The 26,041-nt window shown below is 65.5% G+C and carries 18 protein-coding genes, 2 tRNA genes and 1 pseudogene; 12 read left to right on the top strand and 9 right to left on the bottom strand.

What is annotated here, in order from left to right:
* Positions 1–73: 73 nt before the first annotated feature.
* Positions 74–1,204 (bottom strand): diacylglycerol/lipid kinase family protein, encoded by a 1,131-nt coding sequence (locus D2E24_RS00880; protein WP_206430896.1) that lies wholly within the window; start codon positions 1,202–1,204, stop codon positions 74–76.
* A 202-nt stretch (positions 1,205–1,406) separates the two neighbouring features.
* Between D2E24_RS00880 and serS the strand changes: the two genes are divergently transcribed.
* The 3 genes from serS to D2E24_RS00865 all read left to right on the top strand — a co-directional run bounded on the left by serS (position 1,407) and on the right by D2E24_RS00865 (position 3,756).
* Positions 1,407–2,693, top strand: coding sequence for a serine--tRNA ligase (gene serS, locus D2E24_RS00875; protein WP_125967427.1), 1,287 nt, complete (start codon positions 1,407–1,409; stop codon positions 2,691–2,693).
* Positions 2,694–2,984: 291 nt separating this feature from the next.
* Positions 2,985–3,069, top strand: a tRNA-Ser gene (locus D2E24_RS00870).
* Between the two features lie 60 nt (positions 3,070–3,129).
* Entirely contained in the window at positions 3,130–3,756 is a 627-nt protein-coding gene (locus D2E24_RS00865) for an HAD family hydrolase (RefSeq protein WP_125967426.1), read from the top strand.
* A gap of 79 nt (positions 3,757–3,835) precedes the next feature.
* Here the strand turns inward: D2E24_RS00865 and D2E24_RS10520 are convergent, their stop codons facing one another.
* Both D2E24_RS10520 and D2E24_RS00855 read right to left on the bottom strand, forming a co-directional pair.
* Positions 3,836–5,008 (bottom strand): hypothetical protein, encoded by a 1,173-nt coding sequence (locus D2E24_RS10520; RefSeq protein WP_125967425.1) that lies wholly within the window; start codon positions 5,006–5,008, stop codon positions 3,836–3,838.
* A gap of 1 nt (position 5,009) precedes the next feature.
* Entirely contained in the window at positions 5,010–6,893 is a 1,884-nt protein-coding gene (locus tag D2E24_RS00855; protein WP_125967424.1) for a PspC domain-containing protein, read from the bottom strand.
* A gap of 114 nt (positions 6,894–7,007) precedes the next feature.
* Here D2E24_RS00855 and D2E24_RS00850 point away from each other — a divergent pair, with 114 nt between their 5' ends.
* On the top strand, positions 7,008–8,384 hold the full coding sequence (locus tag D2E24_RS00850) for an ATP-binding protein (RefSeq protein WP_125967423.1): 1,377 nt from the start codon (positions 7,008–7,010) through the stop codon (positions 8,382–8,384).
* Positions 8,385–8,424: 40 nt separating this feature from the next.
* Entirely contained in the window at positions 8,425–9,129 is a 705-nt protein-coding gene (locus D2E24_RS00845; protein WP_125967513.1) for a LuxR C-terminal-related transcriptional regulator, read from the top strand.
* 61 nt (positions 9,130–9,190) lie between these two features.
* On the opposite strand, the gene D2E24_RS00840 is transcribed toward D2E24_RS00845, so the two are convergent.
* The 4 genes from D2E24_RS00840 to D2E24_RS00825 form a co-directional block, all read right to left on the bottom strand.
* Complete coding sequence (locus D2E24_RS00840; protein ID WP_420897454.1) at positions 9,191–9,844, bottom strand: DUF4125 family protein; 654 nt, start codon at positions 9,842–9,844, stop codon at positions 9,191–9,193.
* Positions 9,845–9,961: 117 nt separating this feature from the next.
* On the bottom strand, positions 9,962–12,073 hold the full coding sequence (locus D2E24_RS00835; protein WP_125967422.1) for a DUF4037 domain-containing protein: 2,112 nt from the start codon (positions 12,071–12,073) through the stop codon (positions 9,962–9,964).
* A gap of 155 nt (positions 12,074–12,228) precedes the next feature.
* Complete coding sequence (locus D2E24_RS00830; RefSeq protein ID WP_125967421.1) at positions 12,229–13,389, bottom strand: MFS transporter; 1,161 nt, start codon at positions 13,387–13,389, stop codon at positions 12,229–12,231.
* Between the two features lie 149 nt (positions 13,390–13,538).
* Positions 13,539–13,615: transfer RNA gene (locus D2E24_RS00825), tRNA-Pro, on the bottom strand.
* A 95-nt stretch (positions 13,616–13,710) separates the two neighbouring features.
* Between D2E24_RS00825 and lysS the strand changes: the two genes are divergently transcribed.
* Together lysS and D2E24_RS10755 are read left to right on the top strand one after the other, a co-directional pair.
* Positions 13,711–15,396, top strand: coding sequence for a lysine--tRNA ligase (lysS, locus tag D2E24_RS00820; RefSeq protein WP_125967420.1), 1,686 nt, complete (start codon positions 13,711–13,713; stop codon positions 15,394–15,396).
* 165 nt (positions 15,397–15,561) lie between these two features.
* A pseudogene (locus D2E24_RS10755) lies at positions 15,562–15,771 on the top strand (Wzz/FepE/Etk N-terminal domain-containing protein); the annotation flags it as partial.
* On the opposite strand, the gene D2E24_RS10750 reads toward D2E24_RS10755, so the two are convergent.
* Positions 15,765–16,334, bottom strand: a complete 570-nt coding sequence (locus tag D2E24_RS10750; RefSeq protein WP_420897457.1) for an ImmA/IrrE family metallo-endopeptidase — start codon at positions 16,332–16,334, stop codon at positions 15,765–15,767. The pseudogene D2E24_RS10755 and the gene D2E24_RS10750 sit on opposite strands and share 7 nt — an antisense overlap.
* Positions 16,335–17,077: 743 nt before the next feature.
* On the opposite strand from D2E24_RS10750, the gene rfbB reads away from it, so the two are divergent.
* The 3 genes from rfbB (at position 17,078) to D2E24_RS00795 (ending at position 21,141) form a co-directional block, all read left to right on the top strand.
* A complete protein-coding gene (gene rfbB, locus D2E24_RS00805) occupies positions 17,078–18,100 on the top strand; it encodes a dTDP-glucose 4,6-dehydratase (protein ID WP_125967417.1) in 1,023 nt (340 codons plus the stop codon).
* A gap of 260 nt (positions 18,101–18,360) precedes the next feature.
* Positions 18,361–19,269: a glucose-1-phosphate thymidylyltransferase RfbA gene (gene rfbA / locus D2E24_RS00800; protein WP_125967416.1), complete on the top strand. Its 909-nt coding sequence runs from the start codon at positions 18,361–18,363 to the stop codon at positions 19,267–19,269.
* A gap of 246 nt (positions 19,270–19,515) precedes the next feature.
* Positions 19,516–21,141: an RNA-binding domain-containing protein gene (locus tag D2E24_RS00795; RefSeq protein WP_164520944.1), complete on the top strand. Its 1,626-nt coding sequence runs from the start codon at positions 19,516–19,518 to the stop codon at positions 21,139–21,141.
* 240 nt (positions 21,142–21,381) lie between these two features.
* On the opposite strand, the gene D2E24_RS00790 is transcribed toward D2E24_RS00795, so the two are convergent.
* Positions 21,382–22,860, bottom strand: a complete 1,479-nt coding sequence (locus D2E24_RS00790) for an ATP-binding protein (protein WP_241222788.1) — start codon at positions 22,858–22,860, stop codon at positions 21,382–21,384.
* Between the two features lie 303 nt (positions 22,861–23,163).
* Between D2E24_RS00790 and D2E24_RS00785 the strand changes: the two genes are divergently transcribed.
* Positions 23,164–24,399 carry an MFS transporter gene (locus D2E24_RS00785; protein WP_241222787.1) on the top strand — a complete coding sequence of 412 codons (1,236 nt, stop codon included), beginning with the start codon at positions 23,164–23,166 and terminating at the stop codon, positions 24,397–24,399.
* A 610-nt stretch (positions 24,400–25,009) separates the two neighbouring features.
* A complete protein-coding gene (gene menA, locus D2E24_RS00780) occupies positions 25,010–25,990 on the top strand; it encodes a 1,4-dihydroxy-2-naphthoate octaprenyltransferase (protein ID WP_125967413.1) in 981 nt (326 codons plus the stop codon).
* The last annotated feature ends 51 nt before the right edge of the window (positions 25,991–26,041 follow it).

Here is a 26,041-nt window from a genome sequence, read left to right as displayed (position 1 = left end):
TCTTACATTCGTTGCTCCGGTCCGTGCCGTTCCGCCGTCATCATCGACGACGGGGAACGACCGAATCGTCCGGTCAGACCCGCACCGGCGGGATCACGCCCGTGGCCGACAGGTCCGGCTCCACCTCCGGCACGCGCACGCACAGCGCCTGACGCTCCACATCGAAGCGGATATGCCTCGTGGCCGGCAGCATGTCGCCGTCCACCTCCGCCAGCGTCGGCTTCTCCAGCACGATCTCCGCGCTCACGCCCTGGATGTTGTCGATCGTCGAATTCGTCGACAGCGGGCTCGACCCCGACTTGCCGGTGATCGTCTGATGCACCACGTCGCCGAACAGGTTCGCCCAGCCCAGCAGGCCGCCCGACGTGTCGATGATCTGGAAATCGAGGATGCCGTCGTCGTACGAGGCGTCCGGCATCAGCGAGAACATCGGGATCTGGCCGCAGTTGCCCGCCATGAACGTACGGAACGTCAGCCCCGTGATCGTATGCGAATCGCCGTCGGCGCGCGTGATCGTCACATCGCCGCGGTACTTGGGCGCGAACAGGTTCTTCGCACCGGACACGAAATACGCCAGCCAGCTGATGTTCTTCTTCAGCTCCGGATCCGTGTCGCCGATCATCACCGCGTCGAAGCCGATGCCCGCGATGATCAGGAACGCATGGCCGTGATCGCGGTCCGGCTCGTCCAGCAGCGTCAGCCGGCCCATGTCCACATGACGCGAGCCATGCGACGTGGCGACCGTCAGCGCCGCCTCGATGTCGTCCACCGGAATGCCCATGTTGCGCGCGAACAGATTGCCCGTGCCGATCGGAATGATGCCCAGCGCATGACCCGTGCCCGACACGGCGCTCGCGACCGTGCGCACCGTGCCGTCGCCGCCCACGGCGACGACCACGTCCGCGCCATGATCCAGCGCCTCCAGCGCGCACGCGCGGCCGTCCTTGTCGAGCTGCGTCTCGATGAACTCGATCTGCGTCAGCCCCTTGTCGGCGCAGAAGCGGCGGATCTGCGCCTCGCGCTCCGCCGCCTGCGGCTTCGACGGGTTGACGATGAACGCGTAATGCACCTGATCGTCGTCGCGCTTGACCAGCTGCTCGGCCAGACGGGCGCGACGGTACGCGCGCCAGGCGAGGAACGCGGCGGCCGCGACGGCGAGGACGGCCAGGATGACGACGAAGGTGACGATCATGGGTTCAGGCATGACATCCATTGTGACGGCAACCACGGAACAAACCGGGCCGACGTGTCAAAACCCGACGAGTCGTGCACACGCGCCGCAATACGCGCGATCGGACGGGGCGCAGACGGCGGAACCGCCGCCATGGAAACCGGCGCGGAAACCGGCGCGGAACAGGCGTGAGACGAGGCCCGGCCGTGTCGGATTGCGGCGGTAGGCTGGGGCCATGCTTGATATTCAATTCATCCGTGAACACGCCGACATCGTCAAGGAATCGCAGCGCAAGCGCGGCGAATCCGTCGAACTCGTCGACGAGGTGCTGCGCTCCGACGAGACCCGTCGCGCCGCACTCAAGGAATTCGAAGCCGCCCGCGCCCAGCAGAAGGAGATCGGCAAGAAGGTCGCCGCCGCGCCCGCCGAGGAGAAGGCCGCGCTGATCGCCCAGACCAAGGAGCTCGCCGCCAAGGTCACCGAATACAAGGCCACCGCCGACGGCGCCGCCGAGGAATACACCACCGCCATGTGGAAGCTGTCCAACATCGTGGAGGACGAGGCCCCCGAAGGCGGCGAGGACGATTACGTCGTCGTCAAGAAGGTCGGCCAGATCCGCGACTTCGCGGCCGAAGGCTTCGAACCCAAGGACCACCTGACCCTCGGCACCGGCGTCGCCGGCATCGACATGCGCCGCGGCGTCAAGGTCTCCGGCTCCCGCTTCTACTTCCTGCGCGGCGCCGTCGCACGCATGCAGATCGCCATGCTCACCATGGCCGTCGACCAGGCCGAAGCCAACGGCTTCACCCTCGCCGTCACCCCCACGCTCGTGCGCCCCGAGATCATGCGCGGCACCGGCTTCCTCAACTCCCACGCCGACGAGATCTACCGTCTGCGCGAACCCGACGACCAGTACCTCGTCGGCACCTCCGAAGTGGCGCTCGCCGGCATGCACTCCGACGAGATTCTCGACCTGTCCAACGGCCCGCTGCGCTACAGCGGCTGGTCGTCCTGCTACCGCCGCGAGGCCGGTTCCGCGGGCAAGGACACGTCGGGCATCATCCGCGTCCACCAGTTCGACAAGGTCGAGATGTTCGTCTACTGCAAGCAGGAGGACTCGCGCGCCGAGCACCAGCACCTGCTCGACATGGAGCAGCAGATGCTCGCCAAGGTCGAGGTGCCGTACCGCATCATCGACACCGCCGCCGGCGACCTGGGCTCCTCCGCCGCCCGCAAGTTCGACTGCGAGGCGTGGGTGCCGACCCAGGGCCGCTACCGCGAGCTGACCTCCACCTCGAACTGCACCGAGTACCAGGCCCGCCGCCTCAACGTGCGCGAACGCACCGAGGACGGCTCGACCCGCCCGGTCTCCACCCTCAACGGCACGCTGGCCACCACCCGCTGGCTTGTGGCGATCATGGAGAACCACCAGCAGAAGGACGGCTCCATCGTGGTGCCGGCTGCGATGCGCCCGTACATGGGCGGCCGCGAGGTCATCGAACCCACCGCGTGGGAGGCGTGACCCGGTCCGGGGCCTGATACGGCCTTGCCATGACCTTGACATGACCTTGACATGAGATGAAAGGCGGTCCTTCGGGGCCGCCTTTCGTCGTGTCGGGCGTGATCTGGAGGTGACACACCCGGATTGGTCATACACAATGGCGGTTAGGTCCCGAATCGGGGCCGGAATCGGACCTATATGGCGTTCTGCGTGACCAACCCGGGCGTGTCCGACTGGCGGGAGTCCCGTTCAGGCCCCGTCGTCGCCACGACCCATTAGACTGACCCCGTGCACGCCTTGCGGCGACGCACTGGATGAGTGTCCGAGCGGTCTAAGGAGACGGTCTTGAAAACCGTTGAAGGGCGACCTTCCGCGAGTTCGAATCTCGCCTCATCCGCCTCCGGCCCCGGCTCGCTCCGGGGCCTTTTCCTTATCCGCAACCGGAATCGGGGGAATCATGGGCGCGAGCGCGACCACCGACGTGATCTTCGACTACTGCGACGTGCTGCTGGACTGGCGTCCGTGGCTGCCGTTGGAAGGCCAGTATCCGCCCGGCGTCGTCGACATGATCTTCGACCCGGCCGACCCGTACGGGTTCGCCTACTACGATGCGATGAGCGACTGCGGCTGGAGCGACGAGCGCGTGCTGGCCGACTATGAGCGTCACCACGGTCCGGCCGTCGCGTGGGTGCTGCGCCGGTATTTCGACCGCCGTCTGCTCGCTCTGTACGACATGGTCGACGGGATGCCGCTGCTGCTGCGCGACCTGGATCGTGCCGGCGTGCGCCTGTGGGGCCTGACGAACTTCACCACCGCGTACGTGAGCGCCGCGCACGCCAAGTTTCCGTGGATGTCGCTGCTGCGCGACACGGTCGTCTCGTCTGAGGAGGGGCTGCGCAAGCCCGACCCGCACCTGTACCGTCGTGCGATCGACCGGTTCGGCGTCGACCCGTCCGCGACCGTGTTCGTCGACGACAAGGCGCGCAACGCCGACGCCGCCACCGCCGTCGGACTGCACGGCATCCGATTCACCGACACGTCCTCGCTGCGCCGCGACCTGCGCGAACTGGGCATCCTCGACTGAGCCGAAGGAGCGATCCGGCATACGACAGCGGCCCTTCCCGGCATCACCGCCGGAAAGGGCCGCTTCGATAAGGCGGGGTTCAGCCGCGCAGCTCGCCGCCGGGCGCTTCGACGCCGTCGGAGGGCATGCCGTCCGTATCGGCCCGGTCGGACTGGTCGGCCTTGCTGGAGGAGAGCAGCTTCGCCACCGACCATACGATCGCGACGACGACCAGCAGACCGCCCACGGCGGTGAATCCGAGCGCGACGACGACGCGCGGGTCGGCGTCGAACCACTGCATCAGCGGTATGGGGAAGGCGACGCCCAGCACGATCATGACCGCGCCCAGCAGCACGCCGAGCAGGCCGAACACGATCGTCGCCATGCTCGCGCCGGTCGGTCGGATGATCTCGGGTTCCGGCGCCGGATCGTTCCAGTGTGCGTCGCGCGGCGGCGCGTACGTGGGCACATCCGGCGCGCCGCCCGCAAGGAACGGGTTCGGCGCGGCCGAGGCCGGAGTCGGGTTGACCGGGTTGGCGGGATTGACCGGGTTGGCGGGATTGACCGGGTTGGCGGGATTGACCGGGTTGGCGGGATTGACCGGGTTGGCGGGATTGACCGGGTTGACGGGACTCATCGGGCGGACCGGGTTGGTCGGCTTGGTCGCGTTGACGGGACTGACGGGACCGTTCGGGGACGCCGTGCCGCCCGACGGGAACGTCACCGTCGGGATGGCGTCGTCGAAGACGGCCGTGTCCCGCGCGTCGGCGGACGTGCCCGGCCGGCGCGCGCCGGCGTCGTGCGGTAGTGCGGTCGTGGGGGAGAGGACCTTGTCCTCGACGGTCGGCAGCGCCGTGGCCGGTTTGCCGTCGGATGCGTCGGATGCGCCGGGCGCGTCGGTGGTGTCCGCGTCGTCCGACGAGTCGTCGTGCCCGCCGGCGTCGAGGACGTGCGTCGCGGTTGCGTCGGCATCCCCGCCGACGGCGGTCGTGGCGACGGTAGTGTCGGCACCGCCGTGACGGTCGGTCATGTCGATGATGGTCGTATCAGAGCTGTCGTGACGGTCGGCCACGTCGATGACGGTCGTATCGGCCGTTTCAGGGGCGTCATGCCGTTCGGTCACGTTGAGGACGGTCGTGTCGGTGGCGTCGACCGCGGCGAATGCGCGGGTCTGCGCCAGCTGCGCGATCGGCAGGTGCAGCGTGTCGGCGGTGTCGGCGCCGCCGGCCGCCGGGATCGGCATGGTCGGGGCGAGACGTTCGTTGTCGGTCATGTCAGTCATCCTCCTTGAGGGACGTGGGGCCGTCGCCCGGGTAGCGGATGGTCACCTGTCCGCTGATCATCGCCACCGGATCGACGAGCAGTTCGGGACTCTCCTGCGGCATCTGATGCCAGTCCTGATACCAGCGGCATTCGGTGGGGACATCCGCATCCGCGTCGGACGCATCGTCGTATTCGTATCCGTATCCGTAGTCGTAGTCGGGATAGTCGTCGCACGACCAGGTGTGGGCGATCGGCGATTGCATGGAAGACATGACGTCAATGTCGACGCCGAAGGCGCCGATCATCGCCGACCGGATGCCGCCGACCATATCGCCGCCCATGCGGTACCCGGTGTCGGTGCTGCCGAACGCGTACGAGCAGCCTTCCGGCACGAGCACCGTCACACGCGCGTTCGTGACCGCCAGGTTGATCTGCCCGGCCGGGCACGACGACTGGGCCGTGGTGGAGCCGTCGCCCAGCGCCACTTTGTGGGACGGGCCGTCGGCGAATCCGGTCAGGTCGAGCGTGACCTCGTCGGTGTGGTAGTCGGAGCCGCGCAGCCACACGCCGTGTTCGAGCGACTCGAAATCCGTGTCGTCGATCGTCCAGATGCGGGATTTTATCGCGGTGCCGTCAACCATGCTGGTCTGGGACTTCACCGAGTAGACATTCACGATCCGATACGAGGCCGTGAGAGCGTCGAACCGCGTCGACACATACGAATAGCCGATGTTGAGCGCCATGACCGCCATCGCGGTGAACGCCGCGAGCCAGGCGATCGGGATCAGGCCGCCGGCGCGACGGCCGCGCAGGCCCAGCACGGTGATGAGCAGACCGAGCGCGACGCACACGCCGCCGATCCAGTACGAGGAGACGCGCACCCTCGACGGCAGGTCGATGCCGCAGTACATCAGCAGAGCGGCAATCGAAATCAGGATCGCGCCGAACGTCAGCGTCACGATCAGCGGACCCGCCGGACGGCGACGGCCGCGACGCGGCTGCGGCGCCGGCTGGGGCGCGACCCATGGGGACGTCATCGGATGCGCCGCGGCGGCCGGAGTGGCCGACGGGAACGTGGAGGACGCCGGAGCCGACGGGCGCGGCGTTGCGTACGGGGAGAATGCGGCGGGCGTGACGGACGCCATCGGGGACGCCGGTGCGGACGGTTGCGTGGTCGGCTGCGCCGTCGGTTGCGCCGACGGGCGAGGTGCGCCGGTCAGCGGGCCGTCGGCCGGCGGCATGCCGGCCGCGGGCGCACGACCGGGCGTCTGACCGGGCGTCTGACCGGCCGACTGCGGGCCGGGAACGTTCGGCATGGCCGTCGGCGCACCGGTCGGCATGCCGGCCGGTCCACCCGGATACGGAACGTGCGTGCCGTCGCGGGGCGTCATGCCGGGCGCCGCCGTCGGACCGCCGGCGGGCGGCATGCCGACACCCGCCGGCGGAACCGCGCCGCCGTACGGGGCGGCCGCATCATAGCGGACCGCACCGCCGTAGCCGCGCTGACGGCGCAGCTCGCGCGTGTTGAGGATCCACAACGCCAGCGCGCCCAATCCCAGCGTGCCCAGGAACGCCCACGGGAACATCCACAGGGCGACCAGCAGCATCACGACCGTGCCGAGGAACGACCAATCCCACGAACCGCGGAACAGGCGCTCGCACACGATGACGCCGTCGCGCTCGTCGGGCAGCAGGAACCAGGCGAGCGCGTAGAAGCACAGGCCGAAGCCGAACATCATGCCCGCGACGAGCATGATGGCGCGCATCAGCACCGGGCTGATGCCGAAATAGCGGGCGAGACCGCCGCACACGCCGCCCAGCCAACGGTCGTCGGTGCGTCGGATGCCGCCGCGGCGGATCCAGTCAAAGAATCCGGAATCGTTCTTCTCGTTCATGCTTCCATTACAGCAATCCGACGCCGCCCAAGACGTGGGTGAACACCCTGATTCTCCCCTGAAAGGCGCGTGGCGGCACCCGGTGAGCCTCCGGGGAACGGCACAATGGAACGCATGACATCACCTGAACGCACCCGCACGGCATCGGAGGCCGCATACGTCCCGAGCGCCCCGAGCGCCCCGAGCGCGCCGCCGCCCCCGCGCCCGCCGCTGCTGCGCCCGCGCCACGGACGGCTCCTGTGCGGCGTATGCCGCGGCGTCGCCATCCACCTGAGCATGCCCGTCTGGCTGATACGGCTGATCTTCACCGTCGTCGCCTGCTGCGGCGGTGCGGGCGTCGTCGCCTACGTGTTCCTCTGGCTGTTCGTCCCCTCCGGCGACCCGATGCTCCTGACGGACATGCGATTCGCCGCCATACCCGCCGCCCGCGCGCCGCTCTCGCGCGGCAACCGGCCGGTCGACGACGAAGCGATGCGGCCGGACGAACCGTTGGAATCATCCGCGCAGGAGGACCTGCTCGACGCGATCCGCCACGCGCCCAAGCCGGCGCTCGTCGCCGTCGGCGGCATCGCGCTGCTGGCGCTCGCCGGACTGCTGCTGTACCGCCGGGTCGACGTGATGCTGCTGGTGCCGGTCACGCTCGCCCTGGCCGGCGTGGGCGTCGCCTGGCTGCGCCGCGACGCGAAGGACGGCCAGCTATGGACGATGATCGGCGGCATCGCGCTCCTGTTCGCCGCGTACGCGCTGTTCGTCGCGCACACGGCCCGCCCCGGCCGCTTCGCCGACCTGCTGCAGCCCATCGTCGCCGGCGCGCTGCTGCTCGCCGGATGCGCGCTCGCCATCGTGCCGTGGATCACCGCGCTGATCCGCTCGCTGGGCGCCGAACGCGCGTCGAAGGAACGCGAGGAGGAGCGCGCCGACATGACCGCGCACCTGCACGACGGCGTGCTGCAGACGCTCGCGCTCATCCAATTGCACAGCACCGAGTCGGCGACCGTGTTCGCGCTCGCCCGCCAGCAGGAGCGCGAACTGCGCGAATGGCTGTACCAGGAGCGCACCACGTCGGACAGGTCGGTGAGCGCCGGCATCAAGGAGGTCGCCGGCGAGGTCGAGGACGCGCACGGCCGGCCGATCGACGTGGTCACCGTCGGCGACGCGCAGCCCAGCGCGCAGACCGACGCGCTGCTCGACGCGGCCCGCCAGGCGCTCGTCAACGCGGTGACGCACGGCGGCGAACCCGTGTCCGTGTACTGCGAGGCCGGACCGGACCTGATCGAACTGTTCGTACGCGACCACGGCGACGGATTCGACCCCGAGTCGATCCCGGAGGGGAGACTCGGCATCCGCGAGTCGATCGTCGGCCGCGTGCGCCGACGCGGCGGTACAGTGGACATCGTATCGAGACCGGGATGGGGCACCGAAGTGCGCATGCGCATGCCGATCTCGGCGGCAACGACGACGGGAAGAGGAGCGGATGAACGCAACGCATGACATGGACGATATGACGACGCCGTCGGCGCAGCCGGGCGCGATGGGCGCGCCGGTCGGCGGCGCGACGGCGGCCGACGGCGGCCGGCCGATCCGCATCGTCGTCGTCGACGACCATGAGATGTTCCGCGCGGGCGTCATCGCCACGCTGCGACCCTACTTCGACATCGTCGGCCAGGCCGCCGACGTGGACGGATCGGTCGCCACGATCGCCGCGACCAAACCCGACGTGGTGCTGCTCGACGTGCACGTGCCCGGCGGGCAGGGCGGCGGCGGTGCGGAGATCCTCGCCAAGTCGCTCCTGTACTCGCCGTCCACCGCGTTCCTCGCCCTGTCCGTGTCGGATTCGCCGCAGGACGTGGGCTCGGTGATCCGCGCGGGCGCCCGCGGCTACGTGACCAAGACCATCACCGGCGCCGACCTGATCGGCTCGATCCGGCAGGTCAACGACGGCTACGCGGTGTTCTCGCCCAAGCTCGCCGGATTCGTGCTCTCCGCGTTCCAGGGCGTGCCGGTCGGCGAGGACGCGCCCGGCGGCATCCGCGACGAGGAGCTCGACCGGCTCTCGCGGCGCGAACAGGAGGTGATGCGGCTCATCGCCCGCGGCTACACGTACAAGGAGGTCGCCGCCGAACTGTACATCTCGATCAAAACCGTCGAAACGCACGTGAGCGCTGTACTGCGCAAGCTCCAGCTGTCGAACCGTACCGAACTGACCCGCTGGGCCGCCGACCGGCGCATCGTCTGATCGTCTGACGCCGGCGGGGCCGGGCGGACGGCGGGAGCAGCGCGCCCGGCGCCCGTCCCGTCTACTGCGCGGCTTCGGCCTCGTCGAGATCGGCGAATCCGCCCATGACTACCGTGTTGCGCACCGTCGCCTCGGTCAGATTGCGGCCGGCCGCACTCCAGTCGTCGACCATCCGCTCGTAGCGGGCGAACGTCGCCTCCGAATACGTGCCCAGTTCGCCGCGCAGATACGTCTCGAATGACGTGTCCTCAGGCGTGTCCTCGGCCGTGGTGAGCACGCGCATCGCCATGCCGAGCTTCGGCCAGCGTTCGCGGAACGCGGCCGCCCACGCCACCTGCACGCCGATCACCCGCTCCTGACGCGCGATCCGATCGGCGGACAGGCGCGGAATATACGGTTCGATGCGCTCGCGATACTCGACGGGCGCGGTCGACGCCATCATGCGCGCATACTTCTCGGTCACGAGATTGCGGCCCACCCGGTCCGCCTCGACCAGATCGTCCCGGTAGGAGGCGAGCAGGTCGGGCGGCCACGTGAGGAACTGGCTGGAGCGCATCTGACGGAACACCGGCCAATTGCCCTGACAGGACGCACGCCCGCCCTCGTTCTCCGTACGCTGGAACTGATCCCACTCCAACGCCACGATCCGCTCCGTCAACGATTCGACCGTCTCTCCGACCTCGTCGTACGCCATGTCATCCATCGCATCGACCATGATGCCCGCCTTCCCGTCAACCGCCGACGACCATCATCGCCGGCGTCGAACCGCGGACCCGGCGAACCGGATCCACGGCAACCATCGTCACGGCACCAACTGTACCGACCGCGCCGCCTACAGCGAATGCAGGCAGGGCTCCTGCGAGACGATATGCTCCTCGACATACGGCCGCTGCCACTCCAGGAACGAATCCCCGCTCGGCGTCAGCCCCTCACGGCGCAGTTCGGCCACCACCTCTCCGCAGATCCGTTCGATCGCACCCGTCACCTGCGCCGCCGCCGGAGCCGCGCCACGGCCGCCCTCACCGAACCCGGCGCCGCCATAGCAGGCCGCCGACGCCAGACGCATCAACGACTCCAACTGGTCGCACACATCCGCGAGCCGCGTCGCCAGCCGGCCGCTCAGCCGACGCAGCGCCGCGAACGACCACTTGTAATACGGCAGATACCCCACCGACACCGGCTGGTTGAGCAGGAACACCAGCGACGCCGCGGCCCGCACGAACTCGTCCACCGCCAGCCACGCGGCCGCCCCATCGCCGCGCTCCAGCATGCGCGGCACGTTATACTGGCCCGCCTGAGCCATCATGCCCAGGCGCCGCGAAACCAACGCCAGGCGCACATCCTCCGGCATCAGCTTGAACCCCTGCCGCGCCTTCGAGAACGCGCCCAACGGGTCGGCGAACACCTCGCCGTTCGTCGCCGCAGCCAACGTCGCCTCATCCAGCATCATCCACTCATACGGATGATCCTCCGCCGGCGCCATCCGATAGCCGGTGATCGACTCGAAGAAATCCCCGATCGCGAACACGCCGTCACGACGGCCTGCCCCCTGCGCGCGCGGCGTCGCCGCAGCCGCCGGCACACCCATGAACGACCCGGAACGCACCCCCGGCAACGCCTCGTAATCGGCCTGCAGACGCTCGCCGATCCGCGCATAATCCTCGTCGGTGAGCCACAGGCAGAACCGCGGGCCGAAATCATGGTCGCGCGAACGCGCGTCGTCGAACCCGTAGCACTCCGACCCGTGCCCGACCAGTCCGGCGGCGATGCGGCCACGATACTCCGGATACTTCGCCTCGACCATCGGCCGGCCGACCTCGTTCCAGAACGCGCGCGCCAGCTGCAGGCCCGTCAGCTGCCGGGCCGCATCCGAAGCCGACGACTGCTCAGGGGCGTTCGCCGGCGCGTCGGACGGTGCAGTGGACGGTGTGACGGACGGTGCGGCGGACGTCGCCGCACCGCCGGACATGGCCGCGGCGCGCGCGTCGTCGCCGGACGTGCCCGCATCATGTGCGGCGGCATCGTCGGCGGCGTCGTCGCCGACCGGCTGGCCGGCGCGGCGCGCCTCCTCCTCGGCGCGGCGCAGATTGTCGGCGGTCGTCGCATACGAGTCGGCGTCGGTGCCGTAGCATTCCTCGATGACCGCGAGCGCGCGGCGGTACCAGGCGGCCGCGCAGCCGTACTCGCCGGCCGCGAACCGCACCTGGGCGTAGCCGGCCAGCGCCGACGCGTAGTGCGCCTCGTGCTCGAGATGCCCAGCACGGTAGATGCCGAGCGCGGTGGCCGCATGGCGTTCGGCCTCCTCCAGCTTGTCTTCGGCGAGCAGCACGAGCGCGAGGTTGGTGTTCGTGGACGCCACGTCGATGTCCTCGCCGGCGTTGACGCTGGCCGATTCGAGGATGCGCAGCGCCTCGCGCAGCTCGATCTCCGCCTGATGCGCGCGGTCGGTCTCGCTGTACAGCATCGACAGGTTGTTGTGCAGGGCGGCGAGCCGGCGGTCGATGGGGGAGAGGGTGCGTTCGGCCGACCGCAGGGCCATGCGGTACAGGTCCTCGGCCTGGTTGTGCCGGCCGGCGGCGCGCATGCCGGTGGCCGCGTTGATGAGCGTGCCGGTCCACGCGTCGCTGCCCTCCAGTCCCATGCGGGCGGCGAGTTCGAGCGCGCGCTGGATGACCCACTGGTTCTCGGCATGCCGTCCCTGCGAACGGTAGTAGCCGATCGTCTCGTTGAGCACGGTGAGCAGGCCGGCGTCGTCGCCGGCGTTCTCCGCGTCGACGGCCGCCTGTTCGAGATACGGGCCGGCCTTGGTGGCGCCCTCGTGCGCGGCGAAGATCTTGTCGAGCCCGCTCAGGAACGCGTCGGCGTCGAACGTGCCGACCGTCTCGCGCTCCTCGGATCCGTCTTCGTCATATGCGTCTTCCTCATATCCGTCGTCATGTGCCATGATGCCGTTCCTTCCGCCGCCGTCGCGGCGATTCCGTCCTGTCTCGTTGCGTCGTGCCTCAGTGTAGGAGCGTGTCCGGGAAAACGAAACGCCCGGCCCCGTGAATACGACACGGAGTCGGGCGTCTGTCGAACGACGGCTGTGCGGCGGCGGCGTCAGCGCCGGGCCGCGCCCTCGCAGCGCCACGAATAGCCGGCGAGCAGGGCCACGGCGATCAGGCCCAGCGGCATGCCGCCCAGGCCGGTGAACCGGTAGTCCATCGCGAACGCGTTGAGCATCATGCCGCCCACGATCGACCCGACCGCGTTGCCGAAGTTGAACGCGACCTGCACGGCGGCGCCGGCGATCAGCTCGCCGCCGCCACGACCGGCCTCCGTCATGAGCAGCTGCTGCGGGGCGGACGTGAAGAACAGGCCGACGGCGATCCAGAACGTCAGCAGCATCGTCGTCCACAGGTTGCCCGGCAGCACCAGCACGAGCAGCAGACCCGAGCAGGAGATCAGCTGGCCGACGGCGGCGGCGCCGGCGTGACGCCAGCGGTCCGTCAGACGGCCGCCCATCAGGCCGCCCAGCACCATGCCGAAGCCGGCGAGCATCATGAGCAGCGGCACCAGCGACGACGACCAGCCGCCGGTCTTCTGCAGCCACGGCGACACGTAGCTCCACCAGCAGAACACGCCCGCGTTGCCGGTGAACACGGCCAGCAGGATCACCCACGGGCCGGGCTTGGTGAGGAAGCGGAACTGGCCGAACAGACCCGCGTCCTCGACCGGCGCGACGAACGGAATCCACGTGCGCGCCAGCACGATCGTCATCGCCGCCCACGCGGCGAGGATGCCGAACGCGAGTCGCCACGACAGGAACTCGGCCATCAGCGTGCCGGCGGGCACGCCCAGCATGTTCGCCACGGTCTGGCCGGTCACCATCATCGAGACGGCCTGCGCCTCCTTGCCCTTCTCGGCCAGGGTCTTGGCGATGAGCGTCGCCGTGCCGAAGAACGCGCCGTGCGGCAGGCCGGCGATGAAGCGCGCGACGAGCAGCACCGGCGCGTTCGGCGCGAACACCGACATCAGGTTGCCGGCGAACGCGATCGCCATGAACGCGACGATGAGCGTGCGCGGCGGCACCTTGCGGCCGAACACGAGCATCAGCGTGCCGACGCACACGCCGATCGCGTACGCGGAGATGTAGTGGCCGGCGGTGGGGATGTCCACGCCGGTCGCGGCGGCCGCCTGCGGCAGGATGCCCATCATCACGAATTCGGCCGCGCCGAGGATGAACGCGCCCGATGCGAGCGCGAGAAGACTCTTCTTCATTGCTTTCCTTCAGGGGTGGTGGGGCGTCGGCGACGGCGGCGACGGGACCTGCGACGGGGCGCCGGCGGGCCGACTGCGATCCCGTCGCCCCGATCCGCCGGGCGACGATATAAGAAAAGGGAACCATCGCAAGCGATGATTCCCTTATCTGGTCGGGCTGGCGGGATTTGAACCCGCGGCCTCTTCGTCCCGAACGAAGCGCGCTACCAAGCTGCGCTACAGCCCGTTTGGCAACGATTGGATATATTACCGTTTCCGGGCGCAGAGTCAAACCTCGGCGTGTCGTGGCACTGTATCGACGGTTCGCTACACTGGGCGACTATGTGTGAATCCCAAGAATCCCAAGCGAACGAGACCGCGGACGAGGCTGTGCAGGCCCCCGCGATGACCACCGTCGAGCGCGCCGAGATGCTGCTCGCGCAGGACGCGGCGATCCGCGAGCGCATCAAGGGCGGTGCGACCCTCGACGAGGCCGTCGACCCGTCGAACAAGGAGTTCGGCCCGCTGGCGCACCCCGAGCAGGTGCAGATGCGTGTCGCCAAGCGTGCGATGATGCTGGAGAACGGCATGGACCCGTATCCGGTCACGCTGGACGTCGACCATACGATCGAGCAGGTGCGCGCCGCATACGACGGCAAGCTCGAGGCCGGTCAGGAGACCGAGGACGTGGTGGGCATCGCCGGCCGCGTGCTGTTCGTGCGCAACGCGGGCGGCCTGTGCTTCGTGCAGCTGTCCGCCGGCGACGGCACCAAGATCCAGGGCATGATCTCCAAGAAGGAGGTCGGCGCCGACTCGATCAAGCAGTTCAAGCAGCTGGTCGACCTGGGCGACCACCTGTATCTGCGCGGCCGCGTCATCTCGTCCAAGACCGGCGAGCTGTCCGTGTTCGCGACCGAGTGGGCGATCGCCGCCAAGGCGCTGCAGCCGCTGCCGGCCCTGCACAAGGAACTCAACGACGACACGCGCACCCGCAAGCCGTACATCGGCATGATCGCCGACGAGAACATCCGCAACATGGTGCGCAACCGCTCCAAGGCCGTCGCCTCGCTGCGCTCCACGTTCGCCTCGCACGACTTCATCGAGGTGGAGACCCCGATGCTGCAGACCGTGCACGGCGGCGCCGCTGCCCGCCCGTTCACCACGCACATGAACGCGTTCGACCTGGACCTGTACCTGCGCATCGCGCCGGAGCTGTTCCTCAAGCGCTGCCTCGTGGGCGGCATCGACCGCGTGTTCGAGATCAACCGCGACTTCCGCAACGAGGGCGTCGACGCGACGCACGCCCCCGAGTTCACGATGCTCGAGGCGTACCAGGCGTACGGCAACTACGACACGATCGGCCAGCTCGTCAAGGAGCTCGTGCAGAAGACCGCGATGGACGTCTTCGGCTCGCACAAGGTCACGCTGCTCGACGGCACCGAATACGACCTCGGCGGCGAATGGAAGTCGATCAGCATGTACGACTCGCTGTCCGAGGCGCTGGGCGAGGAGATCGTCCCCAACGGCGGCCCCGAGCATCCGGGCACGTCCGTGGAGCATCTGGGCGCCATCGCCGACAAGCTGGGCGTGGAGCGCGACGACGTGGAGAATCACGGCAAGCTCGTCGAGCACCTGTGGGAGCACTTCTACGAGGACAAGCTGTGGGAGCCGACCTTCGTGCGCGACTTCCCGGTCGAGACGTCCCCGCTGGTCAAGGGCCACCGTTCCAAGCCGGGCGTGGTCGAGAAGTGGGATCTGTACGTGCGCGGCTTCGAGCTGGCCACCGGCTACTCCGAGCTCAACGACCCGGTCGTGCAGCGCGAGCGCTTCGTCGAGCAGGCGAAGGCCGCGATGGCTGGCGACGAGGAGGCCTGCGACATCGACGAGGACTTCCTGGAGGCCCTCGGCGTGGGCATGCCGCCGGCCGGCGGCACCGGCATGGGCATCGACCGACTGCTCATCGCCCTGACCGGCGCCACGATCCGCGAGACCATCACCTTCCCGCTGGTCAAGCCGCTGGCGCTGTAAGTCTCGGTAGATGTCGTAGTGCAGTGGGCGTATAGCCTGCACGGAGATCCGCCATGGTGACATAGGGCGTTGCCTCGGCGGATCTCCGGACCTGTGAATCGTGCGGATTGGTAGTGGCCACCATATAGGATTGACAGGGTGCTGTCACGAGAGGGGGGGAGGCGAATGATGACGCTCGTGGGACTTTTGAAAGTGATCAGACGCCATATAATCCCTGCCTTGATTGCATTAGTAGTGGTCGTAGCCGGAATGAGTATGTATGCGTTCACCCGAATTCCGACATATTCCGCTACGGCTACTGTTTTTGCGAGCTATAAAGGCGGGGCATCCGTGTCTACGAGATATTCTGCCACCTCGTATATCAACACTCAGCTCAAGTCGTATCCGAATCTGGTTAAAACCGAGGCGATTCTGCAACCGGTGATTGCCGAACTAGGGCTGCAGATCAGCGTAAACGATTTGGCGGCGAGCGTGTTTGCCACGCGGCCGAACGAGACGTACATGATTGATATTACGGTGTCGGGTACCGACCCCGAGGAAGCGGCTGAGATCGCGAACGCTGTTGCCGCGAGTTTAAGAGATCGAGTATCCACTACACTATACAGTTCCGATCCGAACGTCGCATCTCCGGTTTTCCTGCGCTGAACTCCCCAATAGTTGCGGAATTGCTCATCATCATCTACGACGGTCAACACAATCGCCTGATTGATGAGTCGTTCCGTATCATTTTCCCCAGAGAATCCATTATCGTTATACACTTCATTGGATCCCAACAACACATGGCCGATTTCATGCAGCAGAGAAAATAACATCGCCGTATAGGAATCGTTCCGATTGATGAAAATCAGTGGTGCCACCTTATCCAGAAGCACGAACGCTCGGAATTCACTTACGTCCAGACGCCGGGAATTGGCTGTGCCGACCTTGGAATCCACCATAACCATCATTCCTGCATCGGATGCCTTATCGCGCAGGAAACGGAAGCGCTGGTCGTTTGTTTTATGGAGACTCCAACCTGGGTCTAGTGTTAATCCTTCCCGGATACGTAGAGCAAGATTCCGCGCGGAGGTAGGTAACGCTACACTACCTACTAACAGATTCTCGTCGAACCCCTGAGCAATCATTTCATCTCGCGCCCAATCCTGCCGATTCCGCATGATGGCAATCGTATCGGTAAGATTCCGGCTTGGTGCTACGTCACGGTTATCGATTGTGCGGTAACGTATCAGACTCTCGTCATGGGATTCGGGAACCACGGAACGTACTAGCGCACCGAATGGAATATGTAATGCAGAGCCGATTGCGGACAATTTAGTGAAAGATAGCTGCACTGGATCGGATTCATTGAGCCAATGCGGGAAATCCGCGAGCCCTTCCTTATGCGCAACAGCCAGTGGATCCACGCCGCTCTGGTTGACGGCCCACCGGAGCGTAGCCGGATGTACAGTGATAGATGCCATCGCTCCGCTCCCTTCATCGGTTAAGTGTCTTGTCTGTCTTATGAATCGAGGCCTGACACTAGACCCCCACAGCAAGTACCAGCTTCTTCATGATAGTCGATGAATCAGATTGACTGCTACTCCGTGTTCGATCATGGGCGTTTCCGTACGTGGGGCGAATCTCTGTATATCCAAGGGGAAGAAAACCGGGGGGCAGGTGCGTGAGAGTAAGGTAGCGCGGTATGGTTGAAGATCTTTTCGCTCCGTGCAACATCATTGTGACCGGTGGTTGTGGTTTCATCGGTTCGAACTTCGTTCACTACGTGTACAACAACCATCCCGACGTGCATGTCACCGTACTGGACGCGCTGACCTATGCGGGCAACCTGGAGAACATCAGGGGCATTCTGGGGGATCGTGTGGAGTTCGTGCACGGCGACATCTGCGACGCTGAGCTCCTGGACCGTCTGGTGCCGGGGCATGACGCGATCGTGCACTACGCGGCCGAGTCGCACAACGACAACTCCATCGCCAACCCGGAGCCGTTCCTGCGCACGAACGTGGAGGGCACGTACCGACTGCTGGAGGCCGCGCGCAAGTACGATGTGCGCTACCATCACGTGAGCACGGACGAGGTGTACGGCGACCTCGCGCTGGACGATCCGGCGAGGTTCACCGAGGAGACCCCGTACCATCCGTCCAGCCCGTACTCGTCCACGAAGGCGAGCTCGGACCTGCTGGTGCGCGCCTGGCACCGCACGTTCGGGGTGCGCATGACGATCAGCAACTGCTCCAACAACTACGGTCCGTTCCAGCACGTGGAGAAGTTCATCCCGCGTCAGATCACGAACATCCTGGAGGGCCAGCGTCCGAAGCTGTACGGCGACGGTCTGAACGTGCGCGACTGGATCCACACCGAGGACCACAGCTCGGCCGTGTGGACCATCCTGACCAAGGGTCGTCTGGGCGAGACGTACCTGATCGGCGCGGACGGCGAACGGAACAACCTGACCGTGCTCCGGGACATCCTGACCGTCATGGGCAGGGACGCGGACGACTTCGACTGGGTCAAGGACCGTCCGGGCCATGACCGCCGCTACGCCATCGACGCGACGAAGCTGCGCACCGAGCTGGGCTGGGAGCCGAAGCATACGGACTTCCAGGCGGGCATCCGCGAGACGATCGACTGGTACGTGGCCAACCGTGCCTGGTGGGAGCCGGCCAAGGCCGCGACCGAGGCGAAGTACAAGCGGCAGGGCCAGTGAGCCGGCGGCGAATCGTCGGATATGAAAACGACTGACCCCATCTGTGGACGTCCTCACAATGGTCTCAGCATATCGTGAATCCGAAATCCGGAATGGGAGGGGAGAGATTCATCCGGTCATCTAATCGGAGAGGCCATCCATCGAGCTGTATCAATCATCCGCAGACAAACCGGCCGGCATCCATCGGAACGAAACATGAGCAACGCCGATACGATAGGCTGACGCGTAACGGCGAAACCGGAAAGGAACGGAGGACGTCGATGAAAGGCATCATACTGGCCGGCGGCGCGGGAACGAGACTATACCCGCTGACCACGGTCACATCGAAGCAACTGCTTCCCGTGTACGACAAGCCGATGATCTTCTACCCGCTGTCGGTGCTGATGATGGCCGGAATCCGCGACATCCTCATCATCTCCACGCCGAAGGACCTACCGAATTTCCAACACCTGCTCGGCGATGGAACGCAATACGGCGTGCGCTTCTCCTACAAGGAGCAGCCGTCGCCGGACGGATTGGCCCAGGCGTTCCTGATCGGCGAGGAATTCATCGACGGCGAGCCGTGCGCGCTGGTATTGGGCGACAACATCTTCTACGGCAACGGACTGCGGCGAACGCTGCTCAAAGCCGCCGAAAAAGCCGAAACCGGAGTGGGGGCCACGATATTCGGCTACTGGGTGGACGATCCCGAACGGTACGGCGTCATCGAATTCGACGGACACGACAGCGGCAGAGTACGGTCCATCGTGGAGAAACCGGAGCATCCGGCCAGTAATTACGCAGTGACTGGCCTGTACTTCTATGATCATCGCGTGGTGGAGTTCGCCAAGCGTGTGCGCCCGTCCGCGCGAGGTGAACTGGAGATCACGGACCTCAACCGCATGTATCTGGAGGACGGCTCGCTCAGCGTGCGCACGCTGGGCCGCGGCTATGCGTGGCTGGACACCGGCACGATGGATTCGCTGTACGAGGCGGGCGAGTTCGTGCGTACGGTGCAGCGCGCCCAGGGTCTGCCGATTGCGGTGGTGGAGGAGATCGCGTTCGAGAACGGGTGGATCGACCGTGCCGCGCTGTTGGAGTCCGCGGACCGGTACGGCAAGTCCCCGTACGGCCGGCACCTGCGCGACGTTGCCGAAGGTCGGGTGGTCCTCGTCTCCAACCAGTACTGACCGTCGCTCTTTGCGCCGGTGGCAAGACCCGGTCTGCGCGAATGCGAACCGCGCGGACCGGGTCTTGCTCGTCAGGGTCTGGGAATAGTGGCGTGCAGCTGGCGATGGTCATGTCGTGGAATCGGTACTTGTCTTTTCTCCGGGCGGCAAACTTGATTGGGGGCGAATCCTATCGTCGGCGACATTAATTCTATCAATGATAGGATTAATGTCGCCGACGATAGGATTAATGAAAGGTTGGTGTCGTTGGAAGGACATCTGCACATTCCGCCTAGGGAATCACTTCAAGTGGAGTTCAAAAGCGAACGGTCCGGTCCGATCGATGACTCCGTCATCATTGCCAACGTGGTCGCATTCGCCAATACCAGCGGCGGCACACTGTATCTTGGCATCGAAGACGACGGCACGCCCACAGGTGTCAGTCGAGGCCACCGAAACATCACCCAGTTGGCGGCTTATATCTTCAACAACACGGTCCCTCCGGTACAGACTCGTCCCGTCATACTGGGGGACGGTGATCTTCGCGTGGTTGCCATCGGCGTCGACGAATCCTCCCAGCTGACCTGCACGAAAGGCGGCAGGGTCATGCATCGTGTGCTGAAGGCGAACGGAGAACCTGAAGTCGTCACCATGTATCCATATGAATTCGTCTCCCGACTGTCCTCGATAGGCAGCTATGACTACAGCGCACAGCCGGCTCCGGAAGCGGTCCTGACGGACCTCGACCCGCAGGCCAGAGACATGTTGAGAGAAGGAATCGCACGCACGCACTCTGATGACGACATGCTATCCCTATCCGATGCGGATTTCGACGGCGCATTGGGATTGACGACCCGGAGGGCCAGCGACGGCGCGACTACGCCGACAATCGCCGGAATCGTGATGATCGGCACGCAGCGGGCGCTCATGCGTCGCGTGCCGACCGCAACAGCGACATTCCAGATCATGAAGGACGGATCCCCGATTGTGGACGAGCGAATCAGAATGCCACTGGTCCGCATGTTCCGACGCGTCGAGGAACTTCTCGCTCCATGGAATCCGCAAACGGAAATCATGCTGGGGAGCCAGCGTGCAAACTACTCGGTGTTCGACAAAAGCGCATTCCGCGAGGCCATGGCCAATGCTTTCTGCCATCGTGACTACACCATCATGTCGCCGGTGCGTTTCCAGATCGACGAGGCTGGACTGACTGTGGCCAATCCGGGCGGGTTCATGCGAGGCGTCAATTTCGGAAACCTCCTTACCGTATCGCCGACGCCAAGGAATCCGCGACTCGCCGACATTCTGAAACGGTGTGGATACGTAGAGCGGACGGGACGCGGCATCGACCGTATTTTCGCAAGAACGGTCATCTCCGGTCGTCCGCTGCCGGATTATTCACAATCAACCTCCGAAGAAGTCGTACTGTTTCTGCGCAACACCGCAGCAGATGAGTCGTTCGCGCGTCTGATCGACGATGCAACCACCAGACGAGAATCATCGCTGCCGGCGGAATCGCTAATCGTGCTTGCCGCGTTGCACCAGTACGGAGCGTTGAACGAATCCGACATTGCCCGAAGGACCAGTCTCGACCGGGAGCGTGTGGCCTTGGCCCTGCACGACCTGTCTGCACTGGGCGTGGTGGTGGCGCGAGGGAAGTCCGTATACGAAAGCGTCATCGCCCGGGGCGCCGGAGACGATGCCTTGGCGGTGTCGAAAACCGATCGAATCGTTCAAATCATCCGGTCATTGGGAGGCTCGGCGTCGGTGCCGCAGATCGCCGAGCATTACGGGAAAAGCTACACAACGACCCTGCGACTGCTGAAGTCCATGGAATCCGAAGGATTGGTGCTCCACCGAGGCAGCACCAGATCATCCGAATACTATGTATGACAGCGGTCTGCGTGTTTCAAGAATCCTTCATCCGCATGGACGAAGGCCGGGGCGTCCTCGTCTCTAACCAGTACTGACCGTCTCTCCTTAGCGCCGGTGACAAGGAGAGACGGTCAGTGCGAATGCGAACCACGCGGACCGGGAGCGGCATCGTTTTTGGGACTGCGGTCCCAAGGAGAAACGCCTCATCGCGTTATTCGATCGCCTGCCGAATCTGGCACGTCTCCCGAGTCGCCGGCCTCAGCTGTACAGGTCATCCGTCGATATGAATGCCATGGCGTCGTTGTGCTGGTATCGGTTTTGCGTCGACTCTCCAACCGGGTTCTTGGTGAAGAGGACGAAGTGCGCGCTATCGGCCGGGTATCCGTGGATCAGTGCGGCTCGTCGGTGCAATCGTTCAAGGGTCTCCGTCTCGTTGAACGAATTACGCCATTTGCACTCGCCGAGCAGGATCCGCTTATCCTGCGGGTCGGCGGCGATCACGTCAATGTCGGTCTGTTCTCGGGCGATGGGATCGTTGCCCCACCATTTGCCGAATTGCGTGGCGATGAACGGCAGGTCGCCGTCGGCGTTGCGACGGACGAGCCATTGCTGGCAGATGGTTTCGAACTGCTGTCCGACGTATGTGTCGAACGAGGGGCCGAATGCGAGCCTGTGTGCGACCCGTTCACTCACTCCAGTTTCGAGGATGCCCATGTTGCGCCCGACGAAACGGAACCAGTACGCGAAAAAGGGGTCGGCGATGCCGTACATGCCCTTGCGGGATTTGTCGGGATTGTCGCCGAACGGCACCTTGCGTTCGATCAGGCGCAGTGACGACAGCGTCTTCAGATAGTTGCCGATGGCGTCTGATTCCACACCGGCGTGTTCCGCTATCAGTTTCGGCGTCGCATTACCGGATGCGATGGCCTGTAGCACGGAATAGTAGGCGGCGGGCTCCCGCAGCTCCTGACGGAGCAGCATCATCGGCTCCTCCCGCAAAGGGCCGAGAGTATCGAACATCAGACGAATTACATTGGATTCGAATCCTTCGGATTCGCGGATTCGCGCCAGATAGTACGGGGTACCGCCGAACGCTGCGTAATAGCGCACGCGGTCTTGAGGCAGGGTATCGGGGAGGAATTTCGCCGCGTCCGCGTAGTCGAACGGCAATAGCCTGATCTGCGCGGTACGCCTTCCATACAGCGGACTCTTGCGCCCCAGCACGTCGCTTTCCATGAATCCTTCGTTGCTGCCGGACAGGATCATCGTCACGTTCGTGTCGAGCAGTCCATGATCGATGGCGATCTGCATGATGGACGGCAGTGCGGGCTCGCTGGCGGCCGCATAAGGGAACTCGTCGAACACGAACACGAATCGTTCTGCCGTTTCGCGAGCGCGCTGCGCCACGAACGACAGCGCCGACGGCCAGTCTGTGAACGACGGGGTGGTGTCGGGCATGCCGAAGAAAGTCAGCGCCGCACGAGAGAAATCCTGCAGGTTCAGTTTCGCGCTCTGCTGCATCGCCGTGAAATACAGCGTCCGCTTGTCTTTGGTGAACTCGTCGATCAACGCAGTTTTACCGACCCGACGGCGACCGTACAACACGACCAACTCGAATGTGTCACTGGCGTACAACTGTTCCAGTGTGCATAATTCGTGTTCACGCGCGACGAACATCCAACCACCAAACCTTCTTAACGATGTTGTAATTAACTGTATCACGATTAAGGTAATCATAAGACAGTTAAGTGTCATTGGGCTGACGTCGTCTGGTGGGCGAAGTCGTGGAGTGGGCTGTCTCCTGCCGATGACGCCGCTTCGGCGTGTCGTCAAATTGTGTTTCCTTCGTTTAAGTTTTAACATAGTTAACGATTGAAGGCGTTATTCCACCACCTCGCCGGTGAGGCCACTCTCGATGCGGAGGGCCGGAGCGGAAGCGTTACCGAGTCATCCTCGTACCTCAAGCCGCGGTCGTGCCGTCGCCGATGCCGACGTCGCACCCCGCACCATGAAACGGTATTCAGAGAGAAAGAGACCGCAGTGAACGCCTCGATGTCCCAGCGCCCGCAGGCCGACAAGCTCGGCAGCGCGCCTTTCGCCGTCCTCCTCCCCGTCATGATGTCGTTCTTCGTGATGGGCTTCGTCGACCTCGTCGGCACCGCATCCAACTACGTGCAGTCCGACTTCGGCCTGTCCGATTCGGTCAGCAACATCTTCACCACCATGACCTTCTTCTGGTTCCTGGTGCTCTCCGTGCCGGCCGGCATGCTCATGAACCGCATCGGCCGCCGCATGACCGTGCTGCTCGGCATCGGCATCGCCGCCGCCGGCTGCCTGCTGCCCGTCATCGGCTACATCGTGCCAGTCAAGATGGTCCAGCTGGTCTTCGTGATCATCTCCTTCTGCCTGCTGGGCATCAGCAACACCTTCATGCAGGTGTCCCTCAACCCGCTCGTCGGCAACCTCGCCCACGACGAGAAGCTCGCCGGCATGCTCACCTTCGGCCAGTTCGTCAAGGCCATCGCCTCGTTCATCGCCCCGCTGATCGCCGGCTGGGCCGCCGTGTCCTTCGGCAAGTGGTGGCTGCTCTACCCGATCTACCTGGTGTTCGGCCTGCTCACCTTCGTCATGCTGTCCCTCGACAAGATCGAGGAGAACGAGCCGGACGCCGGCGAGACCAGCGTCGCCAGCTGCCTGTCGCTGCTCAAGAACCCGGTCATCCTGCTGTGCTTCCTCGGCATCGTGTGCCACGTGGGCGTCGACGTCGGCATCAACGCCACCGCGCCGAAGATCCTCATGGAGCACTCGTCCATGACCATCGAGGCGGCCGGCGGCGCCACCAGCGTCTACTTCGCGTTCCGCACCCTGGCCTGCCTGTCCGGCTCGGTGCTGCTGCAGAAGTTCACCCGCAAGCAGATCCTGCGCGGCTGCGCGGCCCTGATGGTCGCCTCCTCCATCTGCTTCATCCTGTTCGCCGCCGTGCCGGGCATGCCGGTGCTGCTCGCGTACGCCGGCCTCGCCTGCGTGGGCATGGGCAACGCGAACGTGTTCTCCATCATGCTGACCACCGGCCTGCTGCACATGCCGGAACGTCAGAACGAGGTCTCCGGTCTCATGATGATCGGCCTGATCGGCGGCGCCATCTTCCCGCCGCTCATGGGCCTCGCCTCCGACATGATGGGCATGCAGCTGGGCGCCATCCTCATGATGACCGTCGGCGTGCTCTACATCGCCGCGATGAGCGTCTTCTTCAAGACCTACGGCAAGACCCGCTGACGTCCTTTCGCCAGCGTGTCCTCCGCGGTGCCCCGCCGGCCCATCCCGGCGGGGCACACGCATATCCGGACCCATATCCGCAGCCTCCCGGACCCATTTCCCTTACGGATTGCGACGGAGCGGCCCTCGTTTGCGTCGCAATCCGCATACGATTCCCAATCCCCATACCGGTTGCGACGCAACAGTCCCTGTCCGCGTCGCAATCTGTTCGCGGATTCCCTTTCTCATACGGATTGCGACGCTGGCTGGGTGTGTTGCGTCGCCGTTCGTATGTGAAGGTGGGTTCCCGTACCGATTACGACGTGCGGATTGCGACGCAACAGGCTCCGTCCACGTCGCAATTCGCACATGATTCCCAATCCCCATACCGATTGCGACGCTGGCAGGGGGGGCGTCACGTCGTCGTTCGTATGTGAAGGTGGATTCCTGTGCGGATTGCGACGCAACAGGCTCTGTTCGCGTCGCAATCCGTTCGCAGATTCCGTTTCCCATGCGGATTGCGACGCCGGCGGGGCGCGTTGCGTCGCAATCCGTATGTGAAGTCCCGATTCCATACGATCGACGACGCTGCCCGCCGGTCCGCTGACCCGGGACCGTTATGATAGGCGGCATGACCAGGGGAACGATGGGACTGTGGATCCGGGGGATGCGGCCCCGGACGCTGCCGGCGAGCGTCGCGCCGGTGATCGTGGGCGCCTGCTGCGCGTGGATGCTGGACCTGCGGGACGTGTGCGACGCATCCCGTCCGCTGTTGGAACGCTGCGTCGCTCCCGCCGTGTCGGATCAGAATCCGATGACGACGGCCGGGACGCCGCGATTCTGGCTGATCGCGATCCTGTGCGCCGTCGTCGCCGTCGGCATGCAGGTCGCCGTCAACTTCGCCAACGACTATTCCGACGGCATCCGCGGCACCGACGACGGTCGCGGCGCGGCCGAATCGGCGACCGGCAGCCCGCAGCGGCTCGTCGCGTCGGGCCTCGTGCCGCCGCGTCATGTGCTCGCCGCAGCCGGCATCGCCGCCGCGGTCGCATGTGTCGCCGGCGTGGGCGTGGCTGCGGTGAGCGGCCGATGGTGGCTGATCGTCGTCGGCGCGCTGTGCCTGCCGGCCGGCTGGTGCTATACGGGCGGGCGGCATCCGTACGGCTACCGGGGATTGGGTGAGGTGTTCGTATTCGTGTTCTTCGGACTCGTGGCGACGCTCGGTACGCAGGCCGCGCTCGTCGGCCGCATCGACGCGGCCGGCATGATTGGCGCGGTCGGCGTCGGACTCGAATCGGTGACGCTGCTCATGGTCAACAACCTGCGTGACCTGGACGCCGACCGTGAGCACGGCAAACGCACGCTGGCCGTGCGACTGGGGGAGTGCGGCGCACGGCGGGCGCTCGCCGTCTGCACGCTCGCCGGGGCGGTGTGCGCCTATGCGACGGCGGCGCTGACCAGGCCGGCGGCGGTATCGTCGTGCTACGTCATGCTGGTGTTCGCGACCTGTGTCTGGGGTCACGTCCGCTACCATGATTGGCGCAGGGCGCTGACCTTCGCCGGATTCCAGCCGCTGCTGTTCGCCGCCGTCACGCTGGTCTGCGCATGGTGACGGATCGTCACATCGCGGTGCGGCCGACGGCGAAAAACGGGACACGGTGCG

The organism is Bifidobacterium samirii (genome assembly GCF_003952945.1).
In the GTDB taxonomy this organism is placed as follows: domain Bacteria; phylum Actinomycetota; class Actinomycetes; order Actinomycetales; family Bifidobacteriaceae; genus Bifidobacterium; species Bifidobacterium samirii.
This window is presented reverse-complemented; position numbering and strand designations above follow the sequence as displayed.